24 protein-coding genes are annotated in these 22197 nt (G+C 65.1%); 12 read left to right on the top strand and 12 right to left on the bottom strand.

The window, feature by feature from the left end:
* Nucleotides 1-2: 2 nt before the first annotated feature.
* The 3 genes from DVO78_RS06030 to DVO78_RS06020 are packed head-to-tail and all read right to left on the bottom strand — an operon-like array spanning nucleotide 3 to nucleotide 3189.
* On the bottom strand, nucleotides 3-1589 hold the full coding sequence (locus DVO78_RS06030; RefSeq protein ID WP_120003905.1) for an amidohydrolase: 1587 nt from the start codon (nucleotides 1587-1589) through the stop codon (nucleotides 3-5).
* Nucleotides 1590-1613: 24 nt separating this feature from the next.
* Nucleotides 1614-2534 (bottom strand): PDR/VanB family oxidoreductase, encoded by a 921-nt coding sequence (locus tag DVO78_RS06025; RefSeq protein ID WP_120003904.1) that lies wholly within the window; start codon nucleotides 2532-2534, stop codon nucleotides 1614-1616.
* A gap of 19 nt (nucleotides 2535-2553) precedes the next feature.
* Entirely contained in the window at nucleotides 2554-3189 is a 636-nt protein-coding gene (locus DVO78_RS06020) for an MSMEG_1061 family FMN-dependent PPOX-type flavoprotein (RefSeq protein ID WP_120003903.1), read from the bottom strand.
* A 287-nt stretch (nucleotides 3190-3476) separates the two neighbouring features.
* On the opposite strand from DVO78_RS06020, the gene DVO78_RS06015 reads away from it, so the two are divergent.
* From DVO78_RS06015 to DVO78_RS05985, 7 genes are all read left to right on the top strand, one after another.
* Entirely contained in the window at nucleotides 3477-4547 is a 1071-nt protein-coding gene (locus tag DVO78_RS06015) for a FecCD family ABC transporter permease (protein ID WP_202912098.1), read from the top strand.
* Nucleotides 4544-5608, top strand: coding sequence for a FecCD family ABC transporter permease (locus tag DVO78_RS06010; RefSeq protein WP_238385162.1), 1065 nt, complete (start codon nucleotides 4544-4546; stop codon nucleotides 5606-5608). Before DVO78_RS06015 ends, DVO78_RS06010 begins: the two co-directional genes overlap by 4 nt.
* The gene (locus DVO78_RS06005) at nucleotides 5605-6435 is read left to right on the top strand and encodes an ABC transporter ATP-binding protein (protein WP_120003902.1); all 831 of its coding nucleotides are present in this window, start codon (nucleotides 5605-5607) and stop codon (nucleotides 6433-6435) included. The genes DVO78_RS06010 and DVO78_RS06005 overlap by 4 nt, the downstream gene beginning before the upstream one ends.
* A gap of 64 nt (nucleotides 6436-6499) precedes the next feature.
* The gene (locus DVO78_RS06000) at nucleotides 6500-7549 is read left to right on the top strand and encodes an ABC transporter substrate-binding protein (RefSeq protein ID WP_120003901.1); all 1050 of its coding nucleotides are present in this window, start codon (nucleotides 6500-6502) and stop codon (nucleotides 7547-7549) included.
* On the top strand, nucleotides 7550-8548 hold the full coding sequence (locus tag DVO78_RS05995; RefSeq protein WP_120003900.1) for a siderophore-interacting protein: 999 nt from the start codon (nucleotides 7550-7552) through the stop codon (nucleotides 8546-8548).
* Nucleotides 8549-8711: 163 nt separating this feature from the next.
* The gene (gene rlmN, locus DVO78_RS05990; protein WP_120003899.1) at nucleotides 8712-10049 is read left to right on the top strand and encodes a 23S rRNA (adenine(2503)-C(2))-methyltransferase RlmN; all 1338 of its coding nucleotides are present in this window, start codon (nucleotides 8712-8714) and stop codon (nucleotides 10047-10049) included.
* A gap of 89 nt (nucleotides 10050-10138) precedes the next feature.
* Nucleotides 10139-10588 carry a DoxX family protein gene (locus tag DVO78_RS05985; RefSeq protein WP_238385161.1) on the top strand — a complete coding sequence of 150 codons (450 nt, stop codon included), beginning with the start codon at nucleotides 10139-10141 and terminating at the stop codon, nucleotides 10586-10588.
* 268 nt (nucleotides 10589-10856) lie between these two features.
* Here the strand turns inward: DVO78_RS05985 and DVO78_RS05980 are convergent, their stop codons facing one another.
* The 3 genes from DVO78_RS05980 to DVO78_RS05970 are packed head-to-tail and all read right to left on the bottom strand — an operon-like array spanning nucleotide 10857 to nucleotide 12792.
* Nucleotides 10857-11654, bottom strand: a complete 798-nt coding sequence (locus tag DVO78_RS05980) for an ABC transporter permease (protein WP_120003898.1) — start codon at nucleotides 11652-11654, stop codon at nucleotides 10857-10859.
* Nucleotides 11651-12394 carry a molybdate ABC transporter substrate-binding protein gene (modA, locus tag DVO78_RS05975; RefSeq protein ID WP_120003897.1) on the bottom strand — a complete coding sequence of 248 codons (744 nt, stop codon included), beginning with the start codon at nucleotides 12392-12394 and terminating at the stop codon, nucleotides 11651-11653. Before modA ends, DVO78_RS05980 begins: the two co-directional genes overlap by 4 nt.
* The gene (locus DVO78_RS05970) at nucleotides 12391-12792 is read right to left on the bottom strand and encodes a TOBE domain-containing protein (RefSeq protein WP_120003896.1); all 402 of its coding nucleotides are present in this window, start codon (nucleotides 12790-12792) and stop codon (nucleotides 12391-12393) included. Before DVO78_RS05970 ends, modA begins: the two co-directional genes overlap by 4 nt.
* A gap of 66 nt (nucleotides 12793-12858) precedes the next feature.
* Here DVO78_RS05970 and DVO78_RS05965 point away from each other — a divergent pair, with 66 nt between their 5' ends.
* Nucleotides 12859-14028, top strand: a complete 1170-nt coding sequence (locus tag DVO78_RS05965) for a pyridoxal phosphate-dependent aminotransferase (protein ID WP_120003895.1) — start codon at nucleotides 12859-12861, stop codon at nucleotides 14026-14028.
* A gap of 14 nt (nucleotides 14029-14042) precedes the next feature.
* Here DVO78_RS05965 and DVO78_RS05960 read toward each other — a convergent pair whose 3' ends face one another.
* The 3 genes from DVO78_RS05960 to DVO78_RS05950 all read right to left on the bottom strand — a co-directional run bounded on the left by DVO78_RS05960 (nucleotide 14043) and on the right by DVO78_RS05950 (nucleotide 15511).
* Nucleotides 14043-14570: a hypothetical protein gene (locus DVO78_RS05960; protein ID WP_120003894.1), complete on the bottom strand. Its 528-nt coding sequence runs from the start codon at nucleotides 14568-14570 to the stop codon at nucleotides 14043-14045.
* On the bottom strand, nucleotides 14567-15040 hold the full coding sequence (locus DVO78_RS05955; protein ID WP_120003893.1) for a hypothetical protein: 474 nt from the start codon (nucleotides 15038-15040) through the stop codon (nucleotides 14567-14569). Before DVO78_RS05955 ends, DVO78_RS05960 begins: the two co-directional genes overlap by 4 nt.
* A gap of 219 nt (nucleotides 15041-15259) precedes the next feature.
* Nucleotides 15260-15511, bottom strand: a complete 252-nt coding sequence (locus DVO78_RS05950) for a helix-turn-helix transcriptional regulator (RefSeq protein ID WP_120003892.1) — start codon at nucleotides 15509-15511, stop codon at nucleotides 15260-15262.
* A gap of 141 nt (nucleotides 15512-15652) precedes the next feature.
* Here DVO78_RS05950 and DVO78_RS05945 point away from each other — a divergent pair, with 141 nt between their 5' ends.
* Complete coding sequence (locus DVO78_RS05945) at nucleotides 15653-16450, top strand: SurA N-terminal domain-containing protein (protein ID WP_120003891.1); 798 nt, start codon at nucleotides 15653-15655, stop codon at nucleotides 16448-16450.
* A gap of 37 nt (nucleotides 16451-16487) precedes the next feature.
* Entirely contained in the window at nucleotides 16488-17195 is a 708-nt protein-coding gene (locus DVO78_RS05940; protein WP_120003890.1) for a Pr6Pr family membrane protein, read from the top strand.
* Between the two features lie 22 nt (nucleotides 17196-17217).
* On the opposite strand, the gene erm is transcribed toward DVO78_RS05940, so the two are convergent.
* The 3 genes from erm to DVO78_RS05925 all read right to left on the bottom strand — a co-directional run bounded on the left by erm (nucleotide 17218) and on the right by DVO78_RS05925 (nucleotide 20247).
* Nucleotides 17218-18072, bottom strand: a complete 855-nt coding sequence (gene erm, locus DVO78_RS05935; protein ID WP_120003889.1) for a 23S ribosomal RNA methyltransferase Erm — start codon at nucleotides 18070-18072, stop codon at nucleotides 17218-17220.
* 278 nt (nucleotides 18073-18350) lie between these two features.
* Nucleotides 18351-19439, bottom strand: coding sequence for a serine hydrolase domain-containing protein (locus DVO78_RS05930; protein ID WP_120003888.1), 1089 nt, complete (start codon nucleotides 19437-19439; stop codon nucleotides 18351-18353).
* Nucleotides 19440-19467: 28 nt separating this feature from the next.
* The gene (locus tag DVO78_RS05925; RefSeq protein ID WP_162301569.1) at nucleotides 19468-20247 is read right to left on the bottom strand and encodes a TetR/AcrR family transcriptional regulator; all 780 of its coding nucleotides are present in this window, start codon (nucleotides 20245-20247) and stop codon (nucleotides 19468-19470) included.
* Between the two features lie 83 nt (nucleotides 20248-20330).
* Here DVO78_RS05925 and DVO78_RS05920 point away from each other — a divergent pair, with 83 nt between their 5' ends.
* Together DVO78_RS05920 and DVO78_RS05915 are read left to right on the top strand one after the other, a co-directional pair.
* Nucleotides 20331-21245 (top strand): ATP-binding cassette domain-containing protein, encoded by a 915-nt coding sequence (locus DVO78_RS05920; protein WP_120003886.1) that lies wholly within the window; start codon nucleotides 20331-20333, stop codon nucleotides 21243-21245.
* Nucleotides 21242-22081, top strand: a complete 840-nt coding sequence (locus DVO78_RS05915) for an ABC transporter permease (protein WP_120003885.1) — start codon at nucleotides 21242-21244, stop codon at nucleotides 22079-22081. The genes DVO78_RS05920 and DVO78_RS05915 overlap by 4 nt, the downstream gene beginning before the upstream one ends.
* Nucleotides 22082-22197 lie beyond the last annotated feature (116 nt).

The raw sequence follows: 22197 nt of genomic DNA, 5'->3' as shown, positions 1-22197 counted from the left end.
GCTCAGCGAGAATAGACGAGATCCCCGGCCTGCCAGGTCTGAAGCACTGTGGTCTGGGCGATCTGCTCGGCAGAAACGGTGAAAATGTCCTGGTCGAGCACTACGAAGCTGGCCTCATATCCTTCGGCCAGCCGCCCCAGTCCGGGCAGCGCAGTGACCCTAGCGGCTCGTGCGGTGTAGAGTAGCACCGCCTGCGGAACGGTGATGGCCGCCTGCTGCCCGAAGGCCGCGCCGGTGTGGGTCCGGCGCTGCACCGCCGCCTCGATGGAGACGAAGACATCGTCGGCTTCGCTCCATGCGGTCGCGGGGCAGTCTGAGGACAGCGCCAGAGCCTCCACCGACTCGTAGAGCGAACGCACCGGATAGGCATCTGACACCTGTTCGGGCCGCAGGTTCTTCGCATAGGCCTCGTACTCCGAGTAGAAGAAGATGGTGTGGGTGGCGATGCCGAACCGCATCTTCGCAGCAGCCAGCCGTGCGGTCAGCTCCGGGGACATCAGCGTGGCGTGCTCAATGCGCACCGAGGGAGTGCCTTCCAGCCAGGGCTCCAGGTCTCCGAGCAGATCGACCGTATGCGCGATGGCCCGGTCGCCCATCGCGTGGACCGCCAGTTGCACTCCGTTGCGGCGTGCCCAGTCCGCAGCTGCCAGCAGTTGGTCATCGCTGAGTGTGCGCAGACCATTCTCTTCGGAGTCCGGGTACGGGGAGCAGACCCAGGCGGTGCGGTTGGAGTAGGCACCATCCATGAGCACCTTGACCCCGGCCACTCGCGTGGCTCCGCTGGTCTCTTGCGCCTCGAGGTCGTTGAGGTCATGGGGCCGATTCCAGCCCAGGAAGAGCGCCGTTCGTGGAAATGGTGCCCGCTCAGCAACTGTGCGATATGTCTCCAGGGGGTGGGGAATGGTGGTGGCGAGCAGGTCACAGACACCCACGACCCCCCGGGAGAGCAGTCGCTTGCCCACCGTCTCCAACAGATCTGCCCGCTCGGCCGCTGTGCGCTGCGGCATATGGGCAGTCACCTCACTGATGGCGGAGAACTCCTCCAGCACTCCGTTGAGGGTTCCATCGGGATAGCGGCCGAAACGGCCACTCTCTGGATCTGGGGTAGCGTCGGTCACCCCGGCGATCTCCAGCGCCCGGGTGTTGCACAGCGCGGTATGCCTGTCGGCTCTCCACACCAGTACCGGTTGGCTGCGACTGACCTCGTCGAGGTCAGCGGCGGTGGGGCAACCGTCGGGGTACTTGGTCTCGTCGTATCCGGCGCCGAGGATCCAGGCATCGGCTCCGGTCTGATGGGCGGGGTGTGAGCGCAGCGCCTCCACCAGCCCGGCCACCGACTCCACCCGTGGAGGAAGGCACTCGACGGCATCGGCAGTATCGGCCATCAGCGCAGGGTGGACGTGCATATCCAACAGTCCCGGCAGCACAGTCCGGCCCTCAAGATCTACCGCCCCCGCATACTCTGCGGGGTTGAGGTGCCCGGCATCCCCCACCCAGCTGATCCGACCGTCCTCCACCAGGAAGCCGGAGGCGAAGTCGGTTTCGCTGCGAGCGGTGAAGATCTTCCCGTTGATGAACAGCTGACCCATCAGGCTCCTTCGCGGTCGGTGGTGTTAGAGGTCGAGGACTAGGCGTTCGCTGCTGCTGCGGGAGACGCAGGGATACATCTTTCCCGGTGGTGCGCCGATCAGGTCCCGGTGCTCCGGTTCCCCGGAGAGCACTCTGACCTCACAGGAGCCGCACACACCTTCGCGGCAGCCGGCCGCCAGGGGGCGGTCTGCTCTGGCCAGTGCGCCCATCAGTGATTCATGCTCACCCACAGTGACCTCCATGCCGCTGCGGGCGCATGCGGTGAGGAACTCAGTGTTGACGAATGCGCGCGGCTCGGCGCGGAACCGTTCGGCATGAACCTGGAACTTCTCCTCGGGAAATGCCTCCTCCACCGCGGAGACCATCCGGCTAGGACCGCAGACCGCTATCGCAGTGCCCGCAGGAAGCCGTGCGGCCAGATCGGCGAAGTCCAGCCGCTGATCCTCGTCCTTGGCGGCGATGACCACCTCCGCGTCCTCCGGCAGCTCATCAAGGAAAGGCATGGCGGCTCTGCTGCGTCCTGCGTAGAGGAGCATGGGGCGGAGACCTTGGGCATGGTCGCGCAGAAACATCGCCAACACCGCGGTGATGCCGATACCCCCGGCGATGAACACCGTCCCAGCAGGGGTTCGGTCGGGAAATGTGCTGCGTGGTCCTCGGACCTTCAGGAGCGTTCCCGGACGCAGCAAACGGTGAATGTACTCGGAGCCGCCGCGGCTGAGCTCCTCCAGCCGCACGCCGATGCGGTAGCTGTGCTGGTCGTTGGGGTCTCCGCACAAGGAGTACTGCCGAGTGATCCAGTTGGGCAGCTCCAGGTCAATATGCGCTCCGGGCCTCCAGCTGGGGAGCCTGCGCTGGCTGGCTGAGCGCAGAGTGACAGTGCAGATGTTCTCGGCAGCCGGAGACATATCGTCGACTATGAGCAGTTCAGAGTCAGTGTTCATCAAAGGTGTCAGGTGCCGATCAGTAGAGGTTCTTATAGGCGCTTTCGATGCCTTCATCGACTGCTTCGGCGGTCACATCCTCGCGATGGTACTGGGCTGCGACAATCTCTCCGATGGACGGCACATGCTCGGCCAGTGCGGTGCTGTCCTGATCCCAGAGCCGAGAACGCAGCACCGCCCGTCCGCAATGGATGAACACCTCCTCGACTTCTACGATGATCGCCAGCCTGGGTGCCTTGCCTTCAGCCTCCAGGCGGGTGAGCACGTTGGGATCCTCAGTGAGATAGGCTCTGCCGTTGACCCGCAGAGTCTCGCGATGCCCGGGCACCAGGAACAGAAGCCCGATGCGCGGATCGCTGGCCAGATTCTCGAAAGTGTCGATCCGGTTGTTGCCGATCCGGTCAGGGATGGCCAACGTCTGGTCGTCGAGAACCTTCACGAAGCCCGGGTAGTCACCACGGGGGGAAGAGTCCGCCGTGCCGTCTGCGTGGGCGGTGGCGATGGCCAGAAAAGGTGAGTGCGCGATGAACCGGTAGATGTGCGGGTCTATCCGGTCCTGCACCTTATCGATGGCAGACTGATCCGGCTCACCGATGAGTTCGCGCACCCGTGCATGCGTGAGCGGTGCCGGGCGCGCGATGGTGTTTTGCAGCATGAGTGAGTGTCTCACATGGCTAGAGGGTGTAGTGTCACATGCCTCATACAATCAGATTTCACTGTGTTATTTCACTCCTCAGCTGTTGAAACCTTGAGGCGATGCATTCAACACCTGTCGGATGTCGGGGCGCTGAGATTCAATGACCCCATTTGGGCACGAGACTGCACTTGCACACTCCAAGGTATAGGTTTACCTTATCCAAGTCAGCATTATTCGGGCACGCCATAGTTATCTAAAGAGTGTCCTTCTCTGCCACACTCGGGGTTCGCCCATAAGGAGCGTCAGTGAGCGTTCAGATCGCCCAACACGAGCTGCAGGCCGCCCAGCGGCTCAGCTCGCCCGGGCGCCGTCGTCTGCTGGTGATCCTCATCGGTGCCTCAGCCTTGGCGGCACTGTGCTGGAGCAGCCTGTTCATCGGCTCCGGTGACATCTCGGCCCACCACGTGTCCGAGACACTCACCCGCTGGATTGCCGGTGACCTCCCGCCGGAATCCCGCAGCACCACAGAGCTGCTCATTCTGGAGCGCCGGGTCCCGCGCACGCTGCTGGCTGTACTGGTCGGAGCAGCCCTCGGCGCAGCAGGAGTCCTGATGCAGGCCATGACCCGCAACCCGCTGGCGGACCCCGGACTCCTAGGAGTCAACGCCGGGGCCTACACTGCGGTGGTGCTGGGCTCGACAACACTGGGCACCACCATCGGCGGTGCTCACGTCTGGCTGGCCATGACCGGGGCGCTGGTAGTCGGTGTGGCCGTCTACATCATCGGCACCACTGGGCCCATGGGTGCCAGTCCTGCCAAACTGGTGCTCACCGGAGTGGCCATCGCCGCCCTGCTGACCGGGATCAGCTTTGCGATCACCCTGACTATGCCTCATGTCTTCGACCGGGTCCGCTTCTGGTCAGCCGGCTCCCTGCAGGGCCGCGGCTTCGACGAGCTGGGCGCTGTCCTGCCGTTCATCCTGGCCGGCACAGCGCTGGGGCTGCTGCTGCCCCGTGCTCTGAACGCACTGTCCCTGGGCGACGACGCCGCCGTCGCCCTCGGCGCCCGGCCCGGACTGACCCGGATCACCGGCCTGGCAGCGGTGACGCTGCTGTGCGGGGCGGCCACCGCAGCCGCCGGGCCGCTGTCCTTCATCGGGCTCATGGTCCCCCATGCGCTGCGCATACTGGTGGGCCCGGACCACCGCTGGCTGATCCCGCTGAGCCTGCTGGCCGCACCCATCCTGGTGCTCACCGCAGACGTCCTGGCCCGCGTCGTCGTCAGCGCCGAGCTGCCCGCCGGTGTGGTGACCGCCTTCCTCGGCGCCCCGGTGCTGATCTGGCTGACTCGGCGGAAGGCGGTGAAGAACCTGTGACCGCCACCGCAGAGCTGTTCGGTCCGGGCAGTCGTCCGGTGCGCATCGGTCCGTTCAGTGCTGCTGTGGAACACCGAGCCGTCGTAGTCACCGCCGTTCTGCTGCTGGCTGCGGCAGCAGTGGCCTGGTGGAACATGATCAGCGGATCAGCCATGCTGGGGGCGTCTGAGGTCATCGACAGCCTCCTGGGCCGTGCCGATGACGGCGCCGCCAGAGTCGTGCTCGAATGGCGTGCCCCGCGGGTGGTCTTCACTCTGCTCGGCGGGGCGGCGCTTGCTCTGGCCGGCGCGGTGTTCCAGTCCCAGACCCGCAACCCGCTAGGCAGCCCCGACATCATCGGCTTCTCCACCGGCGCCTACACCGGTGCCCTGCTGGTGGCAGCCGCGGGCTTCACCGGGCTCTGGGCCACCCCGGTCGGTGCCGTCCTGGGCGGCCTGACCACCGGTGCAGCGGTCTATCTGCTGGCCTGGAAGCGCGGCGTGTCCGGGCTGCGGATCATCATCGTGGGCATCGGGGTCAGCATCTTCCTGGGGTCATTCAACACCTATCTGCTCACTGTGCTCAGCCTCGAGGCCGCCATGTCTGTGGCCACCTGGGGTGCGGGCTCGGTCAATGACATCGCCTGGGTCCACGTGCTGCCGCTGCTGGTGATCATCGCTGCAGCCCTACCGGTCATGCTCATCCACGCCAGGGACATGCGTCTGATGGAGATGGGCGACGACGCCGCCGCAGGGCTGGGCATACGGCTGGAACGCGTGCGGATGGTGCAGTTCGTCTGCGGGATCCTGCTGGTCTCGGTGGTCACCGCGGCGGCGGGCCCCATCGCCTTCATCGCGCTGGTGGCCCCGCAGCTGGCCCTTCGGCTGACCGGGGCCTCCTCGGTCCAGCTGATTCCGGCCGCCGCGATGGGAGCGGTGCTGCTGACCGCCTCAGACGCCATCGCCCGGACAGAGATGATCCCGGTCAGCCTGCCGGTGGGCGTGGTCACCCTGGTGCTGGGCGGGGCGTATCTGGTGTGGCTGCTGGTGACCATGGGCCGCAGCCGGAAAGGAGTCTCATGACCACCCTCCACCCTGACCTTGGCACGGCATGTGCGAAGACCGCTGTCCGGCTGGCAGCTCAGGGGCTGACCGCCGGATACGACCAACGCACCGTGCTCAGCGAACTGAACCTGCGGATTCCCGACGGTTCGTTCACCGTGATCATCGGCCCCAACGCCTGCGGAAAATCCACCCTCCTGCGCAGCCTGGCCCGGCTCATCCGTCCGAGCGCCGGAGAGGTGCTGCTCGACGGCTCGGCCATCACCTCGCTGCCCACCAAACAGCTTGCCCGGGCGGTAGGGCTGTTGCCGCAATCATCCGTGGCGCCGGAGGGCATCACCGTCACCGACCTGGTCTCCCGGGGCAGGCATCCCCACCAGAGCCTGCTCAAACGCTGGGGCCGGGAGGACGAGGCTGCTGTCCGCCAGGCGCTGGAGGTCACCGGGACCGCAGAACTGGCCACCCGGTCGGTGGACGAGCTCTCCGGTGGGCAGCGCCAGCGTACCTGGATCGCCATGGCCCTGGCCCAGCAGACCCCCATCCTGCTGCTGGACGAACCCACCACCTACCTGGACATCGCCCATCAGATCGAAGTGCTGGAACTGTGCACCCAGCTCCAGCGTCAAGGGCGCACCCTGGTCGCGGTGCTCCACGACCTCAACCAGGCCCTGCGTTATGCGACCCACCTGGTGGCCATGCGCAGCGGCGAGATCATCGCCCAAGGAACCCCGGAGCAGATCGGCACCGCAGAGCTCGTCCAAGAGGTCTTCGGCGTCGCCGCCCGGGTGATCGATGATCCCGAGACCGGACGCCCCCTGGTCATCCCCCGGGCACCTGCACCGGACTGAGAGCTGCCCCAAGTGAAAGCACCACCTCCGAATTAACCTTCCCTCACCTCTTGAAGGAGACCCATTGAAGAAACCGCTCTTGACCCTCACCGCAGTCTTCACCGCCTCCGCGCTGGCGCTGACCGCCTGCGGTGACAACGGAGACGACGCCGCTGCAGACGACACTGACACCGGCAACGGCACCGCTGAGACGACTGATGCCGCCGCCGACGGTGTCCTGGCCGTGGTCGACCACATGTACGGCCCCACCGAAGTCCTGGCACCCGAGGACGGAGACCTCCGGGTGGTCGCCCTCGGCTGGTCCGATGCGGAGATCGCCCTGGCGCTCGGCGTGGAGCCGGTCGCCGTCCATGACTGGCTGGGTTTCGGCGAGGAGACCCACGGCGTCGGCCCCTGGGCCGCGGACCTGTTCAGCGAGGCCCCAGAGGTGATTCCCCGGGCTGAGGAGATCGACTACGAATTCATCCAGTCGCTGGACCCTGACCTGATCCTCAACGTCAACTCCGGCTATGAGGAGGACGAGTATGATCGGCTCTCCGAGATCGCCCCCACCATCTCAGGGCCTGAGGGCGCGGGGAACTTCAACCCCGGCTGGGACAATCAGACCCAGCTGGTCGCCGATGCGCTCGGGCTCTCAGAGGAGGGCGAGCAGCTGGTCGCCGAGACCCAGGAGAGCATCGACGCAGTGGCTGAGGAACACCCCGAGTTCGAAGGGCTGGAGGCGGTCACCGGCTCCAAATTCGGCGCGGCCTACGGCCTGCACACCGCAGGGGATATGCGCTGGGACCTCATCGAGATGCTGGGCTTCGAGCTCTACGGTCCAGCCGCGGACATCGCTGACCCGGACAATTTCTACGCCGAGGTGGCCGAGGAGCAGGTCGAGGTCTTCGACGCCGATGTCGCTGTGCTGTTCCCGATAGGGTTCACCGCCGATGAGCTGCGTGAGGACCCGCTGATCAGCTCCCTATCAGTGGTCGCGGAGGACCGCGCGGTGATCCTGGAGGACGGTTCCGATCTGGTCCAGGCCTTCAGCGCCGGGTCCCCGCTGAGCATCGAACTGGTGCTCGAAGAGCTGACCCCGCAGTTGGCCGAGGCCGTGGAGAACATCGACTGAATGGCTGAGACTGCACTGCGGCCGGCCACTCGCGCTTACCTGACTCAGGTGGCGCGGGTGGTCAGGCTGTCCCCGCACTTCCTGCGGGTCACTGTCACCGGCGAGGAGCTGGAACACTTCGGGCCGGCGGGCTCGGGGGACTCACCGGCTGCCTGGGACCAGCGCATCAAGCTCTTTCTGCCCCGTGAGGACGGCTCCCTGCCTGAACTGGGTCTCTTTGCCGACCCTCCGGCACCGATGATGCAGTGGTACAACGCCTGGCGGCAGCTCGACGATGACCAGCGCAACCCGATCCGAACCTATACGGTGCGGGCCATCCGGACTCACGTCCGGGAGGTCGACATCGACTTCGTCATCCACGTGGAGCCCGATGGAGGCTCCGGGCCCGCCGCCGGCTGGGCAGTATCGGCCGAACCCGGGGATGAGCTGGTCATCATCGGCCCCGACCGGCGCTCTGAGCAGTCCGGCGGAGGTATCGATTTCACTCCGGGCAGTGCCCATGACCTGCTGCTGGCAGGGGATGAGACCGCCGTCCCTGCGATCTGCGCGATCCTGGAATCACTGCCTGAGCACTACCACGGCGAGGCCTATCTGGAGGTTCCCGCCGCTGAGGACGTGCTCGAGGTGGCCTCTCGCTCCAGCGTGCGCATCCACTGGCTGCCGCGTGATGGCGTGTACCTGGGGGCAGCTCTGCGCTCCTCGGTCCAGGACTGGGGCCAACGTCGGATGAAGATCTTCACCGCTCGCCGTGCCACCTGGGAGCCAGGCGCAGAGCCGGTCGGTGCGCTGGTCGGTACGCCTCAGGAACTGCCGGAGGTCGACGACGCGGGTGTTCTCTGGGAGACCGCGACCCCTGACGGCTTTCGCGAATACGCCTGGCTGGCCGGAGAGGCGGGGCTCATCGCCGGCCTGCGCCGCCACTTGGTCAAAGACGTGGCCCTGTCGCGGAAGCAGGTCAGTTTCATGGGCTACTGGCGCAAAGGAACCCCCGGCGCCTAGCGCGGACCTGCCGCCAGCCCTGCTGAACCGCGGTTCCCCGCATCCCGACCGAATCTGCACAGTCTATTTGCCATCCAGCTGAGGAATCCAGCGATTCCTGGCAATCTGACTGTGCAGATGCAATGGAGCACTGGATTGGTCCGCCCGTGGGAGAATAGGCGGGATGTCTGAAACAACTGGTGCCGAGGCGGCGTCGTCCTCCGTCTCCCGCCCTCAGGTCAAGCCCCGTGCCGAAGGATGGACCCAGGCCGTCGACGCCGAGGGCCGGCCCAAGCTGCAGTTCGCCCAGTCCAAGCGGATCAAGCAGCCGCCCACGCATCTGGCAGATCTGTCCCTGGAGGAGCGCATTGCCAAGGCGAAGGAGCTGGGCCTTCCCGGCTTCCGCGCCAAGCAGCTCAGCGTCCACTACTTCCAGCACTACACCTCCGATCCGGCGCTGATGACCGACCTGCCCGCTGATACCCGCGAGCAGCTGGTGGGGGAGTTCCTCCCACCGCTGCTCACCGAGGTGCGCCGGCTGAGAACCGACGACGGCGCCACGATCAAGTTTCTCTGGCGGCTCTTCGACGGTGCCCTGGTGGAGTCGGTGCTGATGCGTTATAAGTCGCGCATCACCCTGTGCATCTCCAGCCAGTGCGGCTGCGGGATGAACTGCCCCTTCTGCGCCACCGGGCAGAACGGGCTGACCCGGAACATGTCCACCGGGGAGATCGTCGACCAGATCGTGCAGGCCAATCGGGTCATCGCCGCCGGTGAGCTTGACGCTCCCAACGCCAAGGAGCTGGCCGAAGAAGCCGACCACGCAGGGCTCGGCGAGGAGTCGGACTTCGCAGAGCCCGAGACCTCAGCGGTCAAACAGGGGCAGGCCTCCACCGCTGCCGCCTCCGGAGGGAAGGCCGGTCCGCAACGAGTCTCCAACATTGTGTTCATGGGTATGGGGGAGCCGTTGGCGAACTACAAGCGGGTGATGAATGCGGTGCGGCGGATGATCGACCCCGCTCCCGAGGGACTGGGCATGTCCGCCCGCGGGATCACCGTCTCCACGGTCGGGCTGGTGCCGGCCATCAGGAAACTGGCCGATGAGCACCTGCCGATCACCTTCGCGCTGAGCCTGCACGCGCCGGACGACCAACTGCGCGATGAGCTGATTCCGGTGAACTCGCGGTGGAAGGCCGATGAGGCCATCGACGCCGCCCGCTACTACTACGAGACCACCGGCCGTAGGGTCTCGATCGAGTATGCGCTGATCAAGGACATGAACGACCACCCCTGGCGGGCCGACCTGCTGGCGCAGAAGCTCAACGCGCGCGGCCGTGGGTGGGTGCATGTGAACCCGATTCCACTGAACCCGACTCCGAACTCAGTGTGGACCTCCTCGGAGCCTGCGGTGATGCAGGAGTTCATCGACCGGCTCAATTCCGCCGGGGTGCCCACCACGCTGCGTGACACCCGGGGCAAGGAGATCGACGGCGCCTGCGGACAGCTTGCCGCAGAAGGCTGACCAGGACAGGCAGCCCGGAGCGGCTTGCGAGGGAAGTGATGTCCCGCACACTGCAATCCCTGCCGCTGAGGCGCCGCGTAGTACCTGCTATGAACACAAAGACACGCATCACCCTGCTGAACGCTGGACTGCTCATGGCACGTGTCACCGTCGGGCTGATCTTCATCGTCCACGGCTGGCAGAAGCTCACGGTTTTCGGCCATGAGGGTGTGACCGGAATGCTCCAGGGCTTTGGGGTGCCATTCGCCCCGTTGGCCGCGGTGCTGCTCATTGCCCTGGAGTTTGTCGGGGGGATTCTCTTTGGTGTTGGTGCCCTCACCCGGGTGATCGGCGTGCTCTTCATGGTGTCAATGACCGTTGCGCTGTTCACCGCTCATGCTGCTCACGGGTTCTTCCCCGACAACGGTGGTTACGCTTACGTGCTGCTGCTGGGTGTGATGGGACTCGCCTTCGCTTTGACCGGGCCAGGTGACTTCAGCATCGACAGGTTGGCAGCTCAGCGGGTATCGCGCAGAGAAACCGAGAAGCTGAGCGCTTGACACCTCTCTGGGAAAATCTTCTCTCTTGACGCGACGTCGCTGATGCCGATCTCCTTGCTGTGGTAGAGCTGCACCGCAGCAGCGCATGGTTTGGCGGTGTGGTTCATCCATCGCGTCCTCCGAGGACGGTGTGATCATCGATCAGAGGGAGACTCCAGCGGCATAGTGCGCAGATGTTGGTGCCGGGGGTGGTTCCGCCTACAACCACCCCGGAGACGCCCCCGAACCCTCGAACCACACCGGCTGCCCGGAGGACAGATGAGGTCTTTCAGCCGCCTCGCTGGCTGCGGCCGTAGGCGATGGAGATGACCAGGATGGCCACCGCGATCAGCAGCAGCGAGAGGGCCACCGCGGCATCCGGGTCGGTCTCTCGCTGCAGGTAGATCTCCAGCGGCAGTGTGCGGGTGACCCCCTGCCGGTTGCCGGCGAAAGCCAGGGTGGCCCCGAACTCGCCGAGGCTGCGGGCGAAGGCAAGCACCGCTCCGGAGACCAGCCCGGGACCGACCAGCGGCAGCACCATATATCGCAGAATCGCTGTGCGGTGTGCGCCGTCGACGGTAGCGGCTTCCAAGATCTCCGGGTCCACTCCCCGTACCGCGGTCTCCACACTGATGACCAGAAATGGCATCGACACGAACGCCATGGCCAGGACCACCGCGATGGAGGTGTAGGCCACACGGATGCCCAGAAACTCCAGGGCCCCGGAGAGCATCCCCTGACTGCCGAAGGTGTACAGCAGCGCCAAGCCGCCCACCACCGGGGGAAGCACCAGCGGCAGCAGCAGCAGGGAGCGCAGCACCGTCACACCGCGGAACCGGGCATATGCCAGTACCAGTGCCAGGGGCACGCCCAGCACCAGGCACAGCACAGTGGATGTCCCGGCGGTCCACAGCGAGAGCCGCAGTGCGGCCAGCGAGGACGGCGAGGTCAGCAGCGCCGGCAGTTCGGCCCAGCTCAGTCTGGTCATCATGCCGGTCACCGGCAGCAGGATGACCGTTGCGCCCAGCAGGGCGGGGATGAGCACCCACGCCGGCGGTCGGGACAGACTCCGTGTGGCGGCACTCATCGCGGTTCGGTGAAACCTGCGTCCTCAAGGATCTGCCGAGCCTGTTCATCACCTATGACGAAGTCCACGAACTCCTGCCCGGGCCCAGGGGCATCGGCGCTCTCCAGCAGGGCGATCGGATAGAGGTTGGGGTCCTCCTGCGCCCCGTCGATCTCGAAAGTCTCCACCTCATCACCGGCCTGCAGGGCATCGGTGGCGTAGACCAGCCCCGCATCAGCCTCGCCGTTGCGCACCCGCCCGAGCACGTCGGTGACCGAGGTCTCCTCGGAGACGGGACTGATCTGCACACCGGCGGCTGCCGAGATGCGCTGAGTTGCCGCACCGCAGGGAACCTGCTCAGCACAGATCACCACCTGGAGATCTTCGTCATCCAGGTCCTCCAGGCCGCTCACCTGTCCAGGGTTGCCCGCAGGGGTGACGATGACCAGATAGTTCTCAGCGAACAGCTCAGGGTCACCAGATACCAGGCCGGAGCCGGCGGCGGCGTCCATATTGGCCTCATCGGCGGTGGCCAGCACATCTGCGGGGGCTCCGTTCTCCAGCTGCTCCACCAGCCCGGAGGAGCCGGCAAAGGTGAACTCCACTTCCACCCCGGTCTCCTCGGTGTACCGCTCGCCGATCTCCTCGAAGACTTCATGGAGACTCGCTGCGGCGAAGACGGTGATGCCCTCGTCGTCGTTGTCTGCGCAGGCGGTTAGGGCCAGTCCTCCCGCAGCGGCTAGTGCGATGGTGCGTTTCATCGGTCTCCTTCTGGTCTGTCGACGACCACATGGGTGGCCTTGATGGAGGCAGTGGCCAGCACTCCGGGTTTCAGGCCGAGCTCGCGGACAGCCTCGGTGCTCATCAGTGAGACCATGCGGTAGGGGCCGCACTGCAGCTCCACCTGTGACATCACGGTGTCCGAGGTGACCTGGGTGACCAGGCCGGTGAACCGGTTCCTCGCCGAGGAGGTCCCTGACGGAGCGGGCAGGCTGGTGCTGCGTTCGCGGAGGAAGTGAGCCAGGTCGGCGCCGTCGATCACTTTTCGGCCGGTGCTATCGACGCTGGCAGACAGCTCCCCGGCGCTCACCCAGCGCCGGAGGGTGTCGTCGCTGACTCCCAGCAGATGAGCGGCCTCTGATATCCGTATTTGCGACATTATCCAAGTATATATCTCCGCATATGCGGAAAAGGGTGGCACCCTTGGTTTCGCTAGGGTGGAGGAATGAAACCTTCACGGCGTTCCGAGGTCCCTGGCTTCGAAGTGATGAGCATCCTTGCCGAGATCGAGAGGCTGCGCTCTTCGGGGCGGGACATCGTCTCCCTGACCGCCGGCGAGCCCGGCTCTGGTGCCCCGCCGGCGGTCAACGCTGCCGCAGCCCGGGTCCATGCGGAGAACACTGTGCTGAACTACTCGCCGGCCTTCGGCATCGCTGCGCTGCGCCAGGCGCTCGCCGCCCACTACCGCAACTGGTACGGCACCGATGTTCCGGTGGAGCGGATCGCGGTGACCACCGGTTCCTCCGGGGCCTTTGTGCTCAGCTTCCTGGCGGCCTTCGACGCCGGTGACCGGGTGGTGCTTGCCCGCCCCGGATACCCCGCCTACCGTAATATCCTTGCCAGCCTCGGAGTGAAGGTGGTGGAACTGGATTGTGGCCCCGGGGTCCGCTTCCAGCCCACGCCTGAACAGCTCGACGCCGAGGTGGCGGCCAATGGCCCGATCCATGGCGTCATGGTAGCCTCACCGGCCAATCCCACCGGCACCATGGTCGACCGGGAGCAGCTGACCGGCTTGGCGGGGTGGTGCCGGGCCAATGACGCCCAGCTGATCTCCGATGAGATCTACCACGGCATCACCTTCGCCCACCCCGGGGTCAGCGCGCTGGAAGTGGACGACGACGCGGTGGTCATCTCCTCCTTCTCCAAGTACTGGGGGATGCCGGGCTGGCGTCTGGGGTGGATGGTGCTTCCTGAGCATCTGGTGGACCCCGTCTCCAGGTTGGCCGGGAATGTGGCGCTGTGTCCGCCGCATGGCTCACAGATCGCCGCCGTCGAAGCGTTCACCGAGGAGTCCCTGGGCTTTGCCGAGTCACAGCTCGCAGAGTACGCGAGCGCCCGGAACATGGTGCTTGAGGCTCTGCCGGACCTGGGCTGGGGGCAGGCAGCCCCTGCTGACGGGGCCTTCTACGTTTACGCCCACCTCGGTGATCATCTGGCGCGTCACGGTGATTCACCTGCTTACGCCAGGGCGCTGCTGCAGGAGGCATCTGTGGCGATAGTCCCCGGCACGGACTTCGATCCGGTCAACGGCCACGAATGGATCCGGCTCAGCCTGGCCCCAGGGTCTGCCGCGGTGGCCGAAGGCCTGGAACGCATCAGTGGTTTCCACAGCTGAAGCCGGTCACTGGGTCAGTCCCGGTCGGGAACGCTGAGCTCTTTCTGCTGCTGTTTCCGGCGCCGTCTGATCAGCCAGACGGTCCAGAGGTAGCCGCCCACCGCGCCGAAAGCGCCTCCGACCGCCGCGCCGTTGCCGAACGACCCGAAGCGTTCTGCCCAGGCCTCGGTGAACTCGAACTCCAGCAGTCCGCGGCCGGAAGTACTGGTATAGATCATGGCAGCGGAGATCAGCAGCAGGATGATGGTGACCACGACCCCTGAGGCGGCCGAAGCGCCTGCGCGGCCCCGCGCCAGGATATCGAAGGCATCAACCCCGCGTCTCTCCGCGTAGGAGATGGCGATGAGGCTCGGTACAGCTGCCAGCACGATCAGCACAAAGGGCACCAGGATGTGCCCGAACAGGGCAAAGACCAGGGCGGCGGCGAAGCACAGGTACATGCCCGTATGCATCCCGAGGGCACCACCAGCGGTGTAGACAGCGCGCTCGCGCTCGTCGCCGTGGGCGATTTCCGAGCCGAGCAGTTTTTCAGCTCCCATCATGATTCTCTCCTTGTCTTGAGATAGAGCCCGAGCATTGCCGCCCCGTACAGAAGGCCGCATGCGGCGAGCGAGAGCGCGAACCCGTCGGTGCTGCCCATCAGGAGAGGCACCACCGCGACTGCAGCCACCACTGCACCGGCAATCGGCAGCACGATCGAGCCGAGGGAAGAGCTGACCACGGCGTCGTCATCCTTACCCTCCTCAAGCTCCCGCTTCTCGCTGCGCCGGTGGTGCCACACGAGGTACCCCATCCCAAGGACCGAGACCAGAGCGGCCAGGCCCATGCCGAGGATTGCGCCGACGGCCAGGGCGTACTGCAGCTCCTCTCCGACGACCTCGACAGCGATCGAGAAGTCGACCAAGCCCTCACCGTAGTAGGCGCGGTGCACAAGAGCCGCAGAGGTGCCGAAGAGCAGCAGGCCGTAGAAACCGCTCCAGGCCATGGTCTTGGCGACGGGCCCGCGTGCCATCAGCCGGTAGGGTCGGGAGGACGATGAGCGCCAGTGAAGTCAGTACCTGCCCGAAGATTGCCAAGACGAGGGCTGTGAGCCAGCAGGTCAACATGGTGAGCTGCATTCCGAAGGCTTGGGCCTCCAGGTACACCGAGCGCTCCCTCTCATCGGCATAGTTGGCGTTGTCCATGTTGACCAGTTGCTCCGCCGCTGTATCCACTATGCTCCTCCTGCGATTCATGACCGCCCTCCTGAGGTGGTTTTCTGCTGTGGGTCCTGGTCGCCGAAGAGCCCTTCGACGGTGGTCCCCAGTGTTCCTGCGATCCGCAGGGCCAGGAACACCGAGGGGGCATAATCGCCCTGTTCTACGGCAACGATGGTCTGCCGGCTGACGCCCACGGCCTTGCCCAGCTCTGCTTGGGTGAGGCGCTGTGCCTTCCGCAGCGCTCGCACTGGATGCGCCGGCGTCGTCGCGTCTTGGGGAACCATGGAGCCATGACAACTTAACTTGACATAAAATGTCAAGGTGAATTGACTTTTTACCTGGTGGAGGCCTGGTCATCAGCTGAGTGCGGTGTTGTGTTCAGACTGTTACCCTGCGGGTTCGTCTGCAATAAGGAGGTACTGGGAATGTGCACGAGCACCCAGAAGAAGCTGGTGACATCCGTGGCCGCCGCCGCGCTGCTGTTCGGACTCGCCGCATGTGACAACGACGACGCCGAACAGCAGGACGCTGCCGCTGAGCAGAACCAGCAGCCGGATGAAGGCGGCGCGGAGGAGCCGGATGATCTGGAGCAGCCGGAGATGCCAGAGCCTGACCTCGGTGATGTGCCGGATGTCGTAGCAGAGGTCAACGGTGAGGACATCACCGGGGAGGAATTCAGCACCTCCTTTGAGAGCCAGTACATGCAGATGGCCATGCAGGCTCAGATGACCGGCGAAGGCGTTGACGAGGATGCCCTGCAGCAGCAGGTCCTGGACAATCTCATCGGCTTGGAGCTGCTGGACCAGGAGGCTGAGCAATCAGGCTATGAGGTCAGCGAGGAGGAGGTCGACGAGCAGCTCGAACAGCTGGCGGAGATGAACGACCTGGACTCGGTGGATCAGGTCTTTGAGATCGCTGAGGAGCAGGGCCTCAGCGAGGAGGAGTTCCGCGAGGACGTGGAGGCGGAGGTGATCATCGAGCAGATCGTGGCTTCCCTGGAGGTCGATGACCCCACCGATGAAGAGGTGGAGGATGCCTACGAGCAGTTCGCCGCACAGGCCCCTCCCGTGGAGGGGGAGGACGGTGAGGAGTCTGAGACACCGGATCTGGAGGAGCTGCGTCCGCAGATCGAGGAAGAGCTGGCCCAGCAGAAGGAGAGCGAGGCGCTGATGGCCTATGTCGATGATCTGCGTGAGGATGCCGAGGTCGAGATCCACATCTGAGCGGTGAGTGCTCGCCCCGGTAGGGGATAATCCCAGGGTGAGCACAACGCGGCAGAGAGCACCGGCCTGGCAGCACGCAGCGCCGGCGCGTGGAGTCCATGCAAGCATCGCGCTGCTGTGCCTGGCTGGACTGCTCAGTTCGCTCTACCTCGGATGGACCGAGGAGACCAGCCTGCCCGATGGGGTGGGCTACTCCGGAGGGTTCTCCGCCGGGTGGGAGCATATGCTGAACCAGCCGGCCTACTTCACCGTGGTCTCAGCGCTGCTGGTCTGCCTTACCTCTGCGCTGATGGCCCTGCGTACCCGCCGCAGCTCACAGCTGTTCCACAGCCTACGTCTGGCAGGAGTGGTCCAGGTGATCATCACCGGAGTGGTGTTCAACCTCCTGCTCCGCACTGATGTTCCCATGACGGGGGTCTGGCTGTTCAACGACCGTGTGCTGCACGTGATCCTGCCTGTTCTGGTCCCGGTGGTGTGGCTTGGCCTCGGGCCTCACGGGCGGATCAACGGACGAGTGGTTCTCGGCTCCACAGTGATCCCGCTGGCATGGCTTGCGGTGACCCTCATCCGGGGCCCTGTCTTGGACTGGTACCCCTACACCATCCTGGATGTGCCGGGCATGGGCTATGCCGGAGTCAGCGTCTACGTGGTCGCCATCCTGCTGGGGTTCATGGGCCTCGCCTGCCTGCTCTGGCTCATCGACTATGCCCTGTCCCGCTTCCGCCGTGGCCAAGCTCGCGCTTGAGGCTCTCCGTTTTGACCAAGGGTCATTGCTTGCCGCGGGGGTTCCCGCCGGAACGGCGCTTCGGGCCGGCGCGCTCGGTCTTGCCCAGCCGGGCGCCTGAACGGCGGGAGTCCCCGGTGGAGCGCCGGTAGAGTCCTGCCCACTGTTCGGCCTCCAGCTCCTTGGGCAGGGAGGTGCCCCGTATGCCGAGCTCACCCAGCCATTGACCGACCTGCTGCTTGCCGGCTCCGGTGACGTTGCGCAGCACCTGTGCGATCCCGCGGCCGGGACCGGTGAACGCCCGGTGGATGAATCCGGCGTAGTGCCTGCGCTGCTTCCACGGCAGCAGCGGGGAGTCGCGGCGGCTGATGGTCATGATCCCCGCATCCACACCCGGGGCGGGAGTGTAGGCACGGGCGGGAATCCTCCCGGCCAGCCCGAAGTCGTAGTACGGGGACCACTGGGCGGTCATCATCGTGGCACCGCCGAGGCCTGCCCGGCGCCGCGCCACCTCCCACTGGGCGATGAGCACCGCATCAGTCCACTCAGGGCTGTGCAGGAGTTTCCGCAGCATCGCGGTGGTGAGGTGGAAGGGCAGATTACCGACGACGACGCGTGGCCCCTTCGGTATCCGGTAGCGCAGGAAGTCGGCGGTGATCACCTCGGTGTGCTTTGCGGTGCGTGCCGACAGCTTCTTGGCCATGCCGGGATGGATCTCCACGGCGGTGATCGGTCTGCTGAGCCGCTGCATCGGCAGGGTCAGCGCGCCCTGGCCGGGGCCGATCTCCAGAATGGGGCCGGAGGTCTCAGCGACGAGGCTGACGATCCGGCGCGCTGCACGGCGGTCGGTGAGGAAGTTCTGGCCGTGCTCGTGACGGCCGTCGGTATAGGTGTGCAAAGTCCTTCTCCAGGAAGTATGTGATCTTCCTGGGCAGGCACAGAGGTGCAGATACGCAGGGTCCGAATGGACCGGAAAGGGTATTTTGGGTATGAGCCTGTGCCGCCCAGCTGTTCAGACAAGCTGGCGCGGCGCCGGAGAGAATGAGGAAGCTCGACGCCGCGGCGTTACGCCCAGGGGCGTGCCACGACTGAAGTTATTGAACCCATAAAAAAGAAATTTAGCCCATCACACACTACGGAATCGAATCCTGTCCGGCGCTAAGCTGGGTTCGGCTCTCAGAGCAGCTTGGCGGCGGCCCGATCGATCAGATCGATGGGCTCCCAGGCCCCGTCCTCACTGTTGGCGAGCACCACCACGGTCAGATCAAGGCGCGGGTATTTACGCAGAATGCCGCTGGCTCCGGTGTTGATACCGTCCTTGTAGTAGGAGCGGACCTGGCCGGCGCCATCGTACTCGATCTCCAGGCCATAGGCGTGGTGCAGCTCATGGGTCGAGGTTGGTGACTCTGGCTCCTGCACCCTGTGGTGCAGTGCCTGGGAACTCAGGAACCGCGCGGTGGACTCCTCGGAGAGCAGCCTCCCGCTCTCGACGCCGTCCAAGAACCTCACCAGATCCCCAGCGGTGGCATGTGCGCCATCAGCGGGGGAGCCGATGGGCGGATAGGAGAAGATGTTCTGCCGCCATCCGGTGATCTTCCCATCGTCGGTGAGCGGATCCCAGCCCTCGGCAACATCGGGCACCGCCTGGCGCATATTGAAGAAGTCCGAGGAGCACATCCCGGCTCGTGCGAAGACCTCCTCGCGGATGACATCGTGGTAGCTGCGTCCAGTGAGGTTCTCCAGGGCCAGGCCCAGAAGGATGTAGCCCGCATTGTTGTACCTGCAGTCGGTGCCGGCGGGGAAGACCGGCTCCTTGTGCACGAACTGGGGCAGGAAGTCCTTGGTCTCAGTGACCGAGTAGGTGGGCGTCGCCACCCAGAGGGCCTCGTATGATTCTCCGGCCTCCTCATCTGCGTCGTCAGCGATCCCGGAGGTATGGCTGAGCAGGTGATGGATGGTGACATCCTCTGGGATGGCGGTGCCGGCGAGGTTCACATGGGTGTGAACGCGGTCATCTAGGTCCAGGCCGCCGGCGTCGACCTGCTGAAGCACGGCAACAGCGGTGAACAGTTTAGTGATCGAGGCGATGTCGAACCGAGTGGCTGTCTTCACCAGCACATTCCAGCGTCGGGTAGCCACGCCGTGGGCCTGATGAGCGAGCAGCTCACTGCCCTGCCGGATCAGAACGGCACCGGAGAAGCTGTCCTTGGCAGCCAATTGCTCGATCTTGTCCAGGGCTGGTGCTGGGTCGAATCGGGTATGCATCGCCTCAGTCTACGGAATGCGACCCAGGTCACATTCCGGATGAAGATTCATGCCCGGCTTTCTGCTTCTCCATGACCTCAAGTCCGGAGATGATCAGGTCCAGTCCCAGATCGTATTCGGGGTCGATGCCATCCTCCGCTTCGACTACCGGGGAATCATCGGGAATGTAGTTGCCGGATTCCATCACCGGTGCCAGGTGCGGGAATCGTGCAGGCGTGATGACTTCGTTGAGCAGCTGCGCCCCCTCATCGGGGATAGCGACTGCACCTTCAGCTGCCAGATTCTGCTCCAGCTCGACTGAGGCTCCCACATGCTGCGAGATCACCAGGATCACGCCGATCTTCTCGTCATCGGGCAGGGGCAGATCCTTCATCGCGGCTAATCCCAGATCTGCCGCTCGGACATTATTGGGCATCAATACAGCGATCGGTCCGCGCGGGAGATCCAATGTCCAGGGGTGGGCGCGGTAGGCGTCCCGGACTATCCCGGCCCAAGCGCGCAGAGCGTCGCGCCAGTCACCGGGCAGCTTGACCTTCTCCGGAAGAGTAATCGCAGCGTCCTGCATCAGCCGCAGCAGTTCGTCCTTGCTGGAGACGTACCGGTAGAGCGACATAGTGGTGAAGCCCAGTGACTTGGCCACCGCCTGCATAGTGACTGCGGCCAGCCCTTCAGCATCAGCGATCTGGATGGCGGCAGCGACGATCCGCTCATGGCTGAGCCCGCGGTTCGGCCCGCGTTGGGGTGCCTCCTGCATCCCCCAGGCGATGGCAACGGCGCGTGGAAGTCCGGTGTCTGTGGTCTCAGCCATGAGCGTCATTCTCTCATCGGTGTGTGAGAACTCACCGATGCCAAGATGTGTACTCAATACACTGTGTGTGTCATACTCTGTTTATGCGATACGCAGATAAGCCGCTCGTCGAGATATCGGGACTCTCCAAGAGCTATGGCAAACACCACGTCCTGAATGACCTCAGCCTCACCCTAGACCCCGGCATTCACGCGCTGCTGGGCCCCAATGGGGCGGGCAAGACCACCCTGGTCAACATCCTCTCCACCCTGATTCCCTATGACTCCGGAAGCGTTCGGGTCCTCGGGCTGGACCCGCAGCGCCAGCGCAGCCAGCTGCAAGGGCTAATTTCGCTCACCGGGCAGTACGCGGCCGTGGATGGTGCACTCACTGGTATGGAGAACATGCTGATGATGGGTCAGCTCTTCGGGCTCTCCCGCCGGGATTCCAAGCACCGGGCCGATGACCTCCTGGAACGCTTTGAGCTGACTGCAGCCTCCGCCAAGCGGGTGGCCACCTACTCCGGAGGTATGCGGCGGAAGCTGGACATCGCCGCCAGTCTCATCGCCGGCCCGCAGCTGATCTTCCTCGATGAGCCCACCACAGGTCTCGACACCCGGAGCCGGCAGGCGCTGTGGGATGAGATTAATGCGCTCGCCGCCTTGGGCACCTCTATCTTCCTGACCACCCAGTACCTGGAGGAGGCAGATGTGCTCGCCGAGCGGATCATGGTCCTCCACGACGGCCGGATCGTGGCGGATGGCACCGCCAGCCAGCTCAAAGACCGCGTAGGCGGCTCGACCATTCAGGTTCACGACGGCGCCGGTCACATCATCGAGACCCTGCCCACCCAGGGCTCAGCGCAGGAAGTGGCCCACGCCCTCTCCGCTCTCGCCCGGCAGCGCCCGGACGTGGGCATCACCGTCCGCCGCCCCACCCTCGACGAGGTCTTCCTGGAGCTGACAGGAGAACCCGTCACCGATCAGAACGACAAGCAGAAAGAGAACGCCCCGGCATGAGCATCACCTTGACAGAACAGAGTACGACGGCGCCGGCCCACCCCGGAGCTGTGCCGATGCGGGGAGCAGGGGCGATGACCGGACTGCGCATCTTCAGCGCTCGCAGTCTCAAGCACTCCTTCCGTGACGGCGAATCCCTGTTGATGGCCGTGCTACTGCCGCTGATGCTCATGCTGATCTTCACCTTCATCTTCGGCGAATCCATCGCCGCAGGCCAGGGTGGGGGCCGCAGCGACTATCTGGCCTATGTGCTGCCTGCCATCGCACTGACGGCGGCCGGATTCGGCGCCTCCTACACCGCCGTGGTGGTCTCCAATGACATGACGACTGGCTTCATGAACCGACTGCGGACCATGCCCTTCCCCGCGGTCACCGTGCTGCTGGGGCACACAGTGTCCTCGATGGTGCGCAACCTGCTGGCCACCGCTGTGGTGGTCGGAGTTGCCTTTGCGCTGGGATTCAGGACTGATGCCTCGGTGGGCCAGTTCCTGGGTGCGGTCGGGCTCATCTCGCTGTGGATCCTGGTCATCACGGTGGTCTTCGCGGTGCTGGGCATGATCGCCGGCTCCGCCGAGGCCGCCAGCGGCTACGGCTTCATCCTGCTGTTCCTGCCCTATGTGTCCTCCGGCTTCGCCCCGGTGGAGACCATGCCCGGCTGGCTGCGTGGCTTCGCCGGGCACCAGCCGATGACCCCCATCATCGACTCCTCGCGGGCTCTGCTCAACGGCGAAGCGCCCGGCAACGAATGGTGGATCGGCATCCTGTGGTGCGCAGGCTTCATCGCGCTCGCCGTCTGGCTGGCCGCGGTGATCTTCCCCAAGAAAGTCGCCCGCTGAGCAGAAGCAGCGCCTTGGCCCAACTACTCCGCACCCTGGCACGCCTATCTGAGGGCAGGCCTCACTCCTCTGGAGCGAGGTATTCAGATGAGCAATGCGGTGAGATAGTTGACGCG

This window comes from Nesterenkonia muleiensis (assembly GCF_003600155.1).
Lineage (GTDB): Bacteria > Actinomycetota > Actinomycetes > Actinomycetales > Micrococcaceae > Nesterenkonia > Nesterenkonia muleiensis.
Note: the sequence above shows the minus strand (reverse complement) of the source record. Positions and strands in the feature narration are given on the sequence as shown.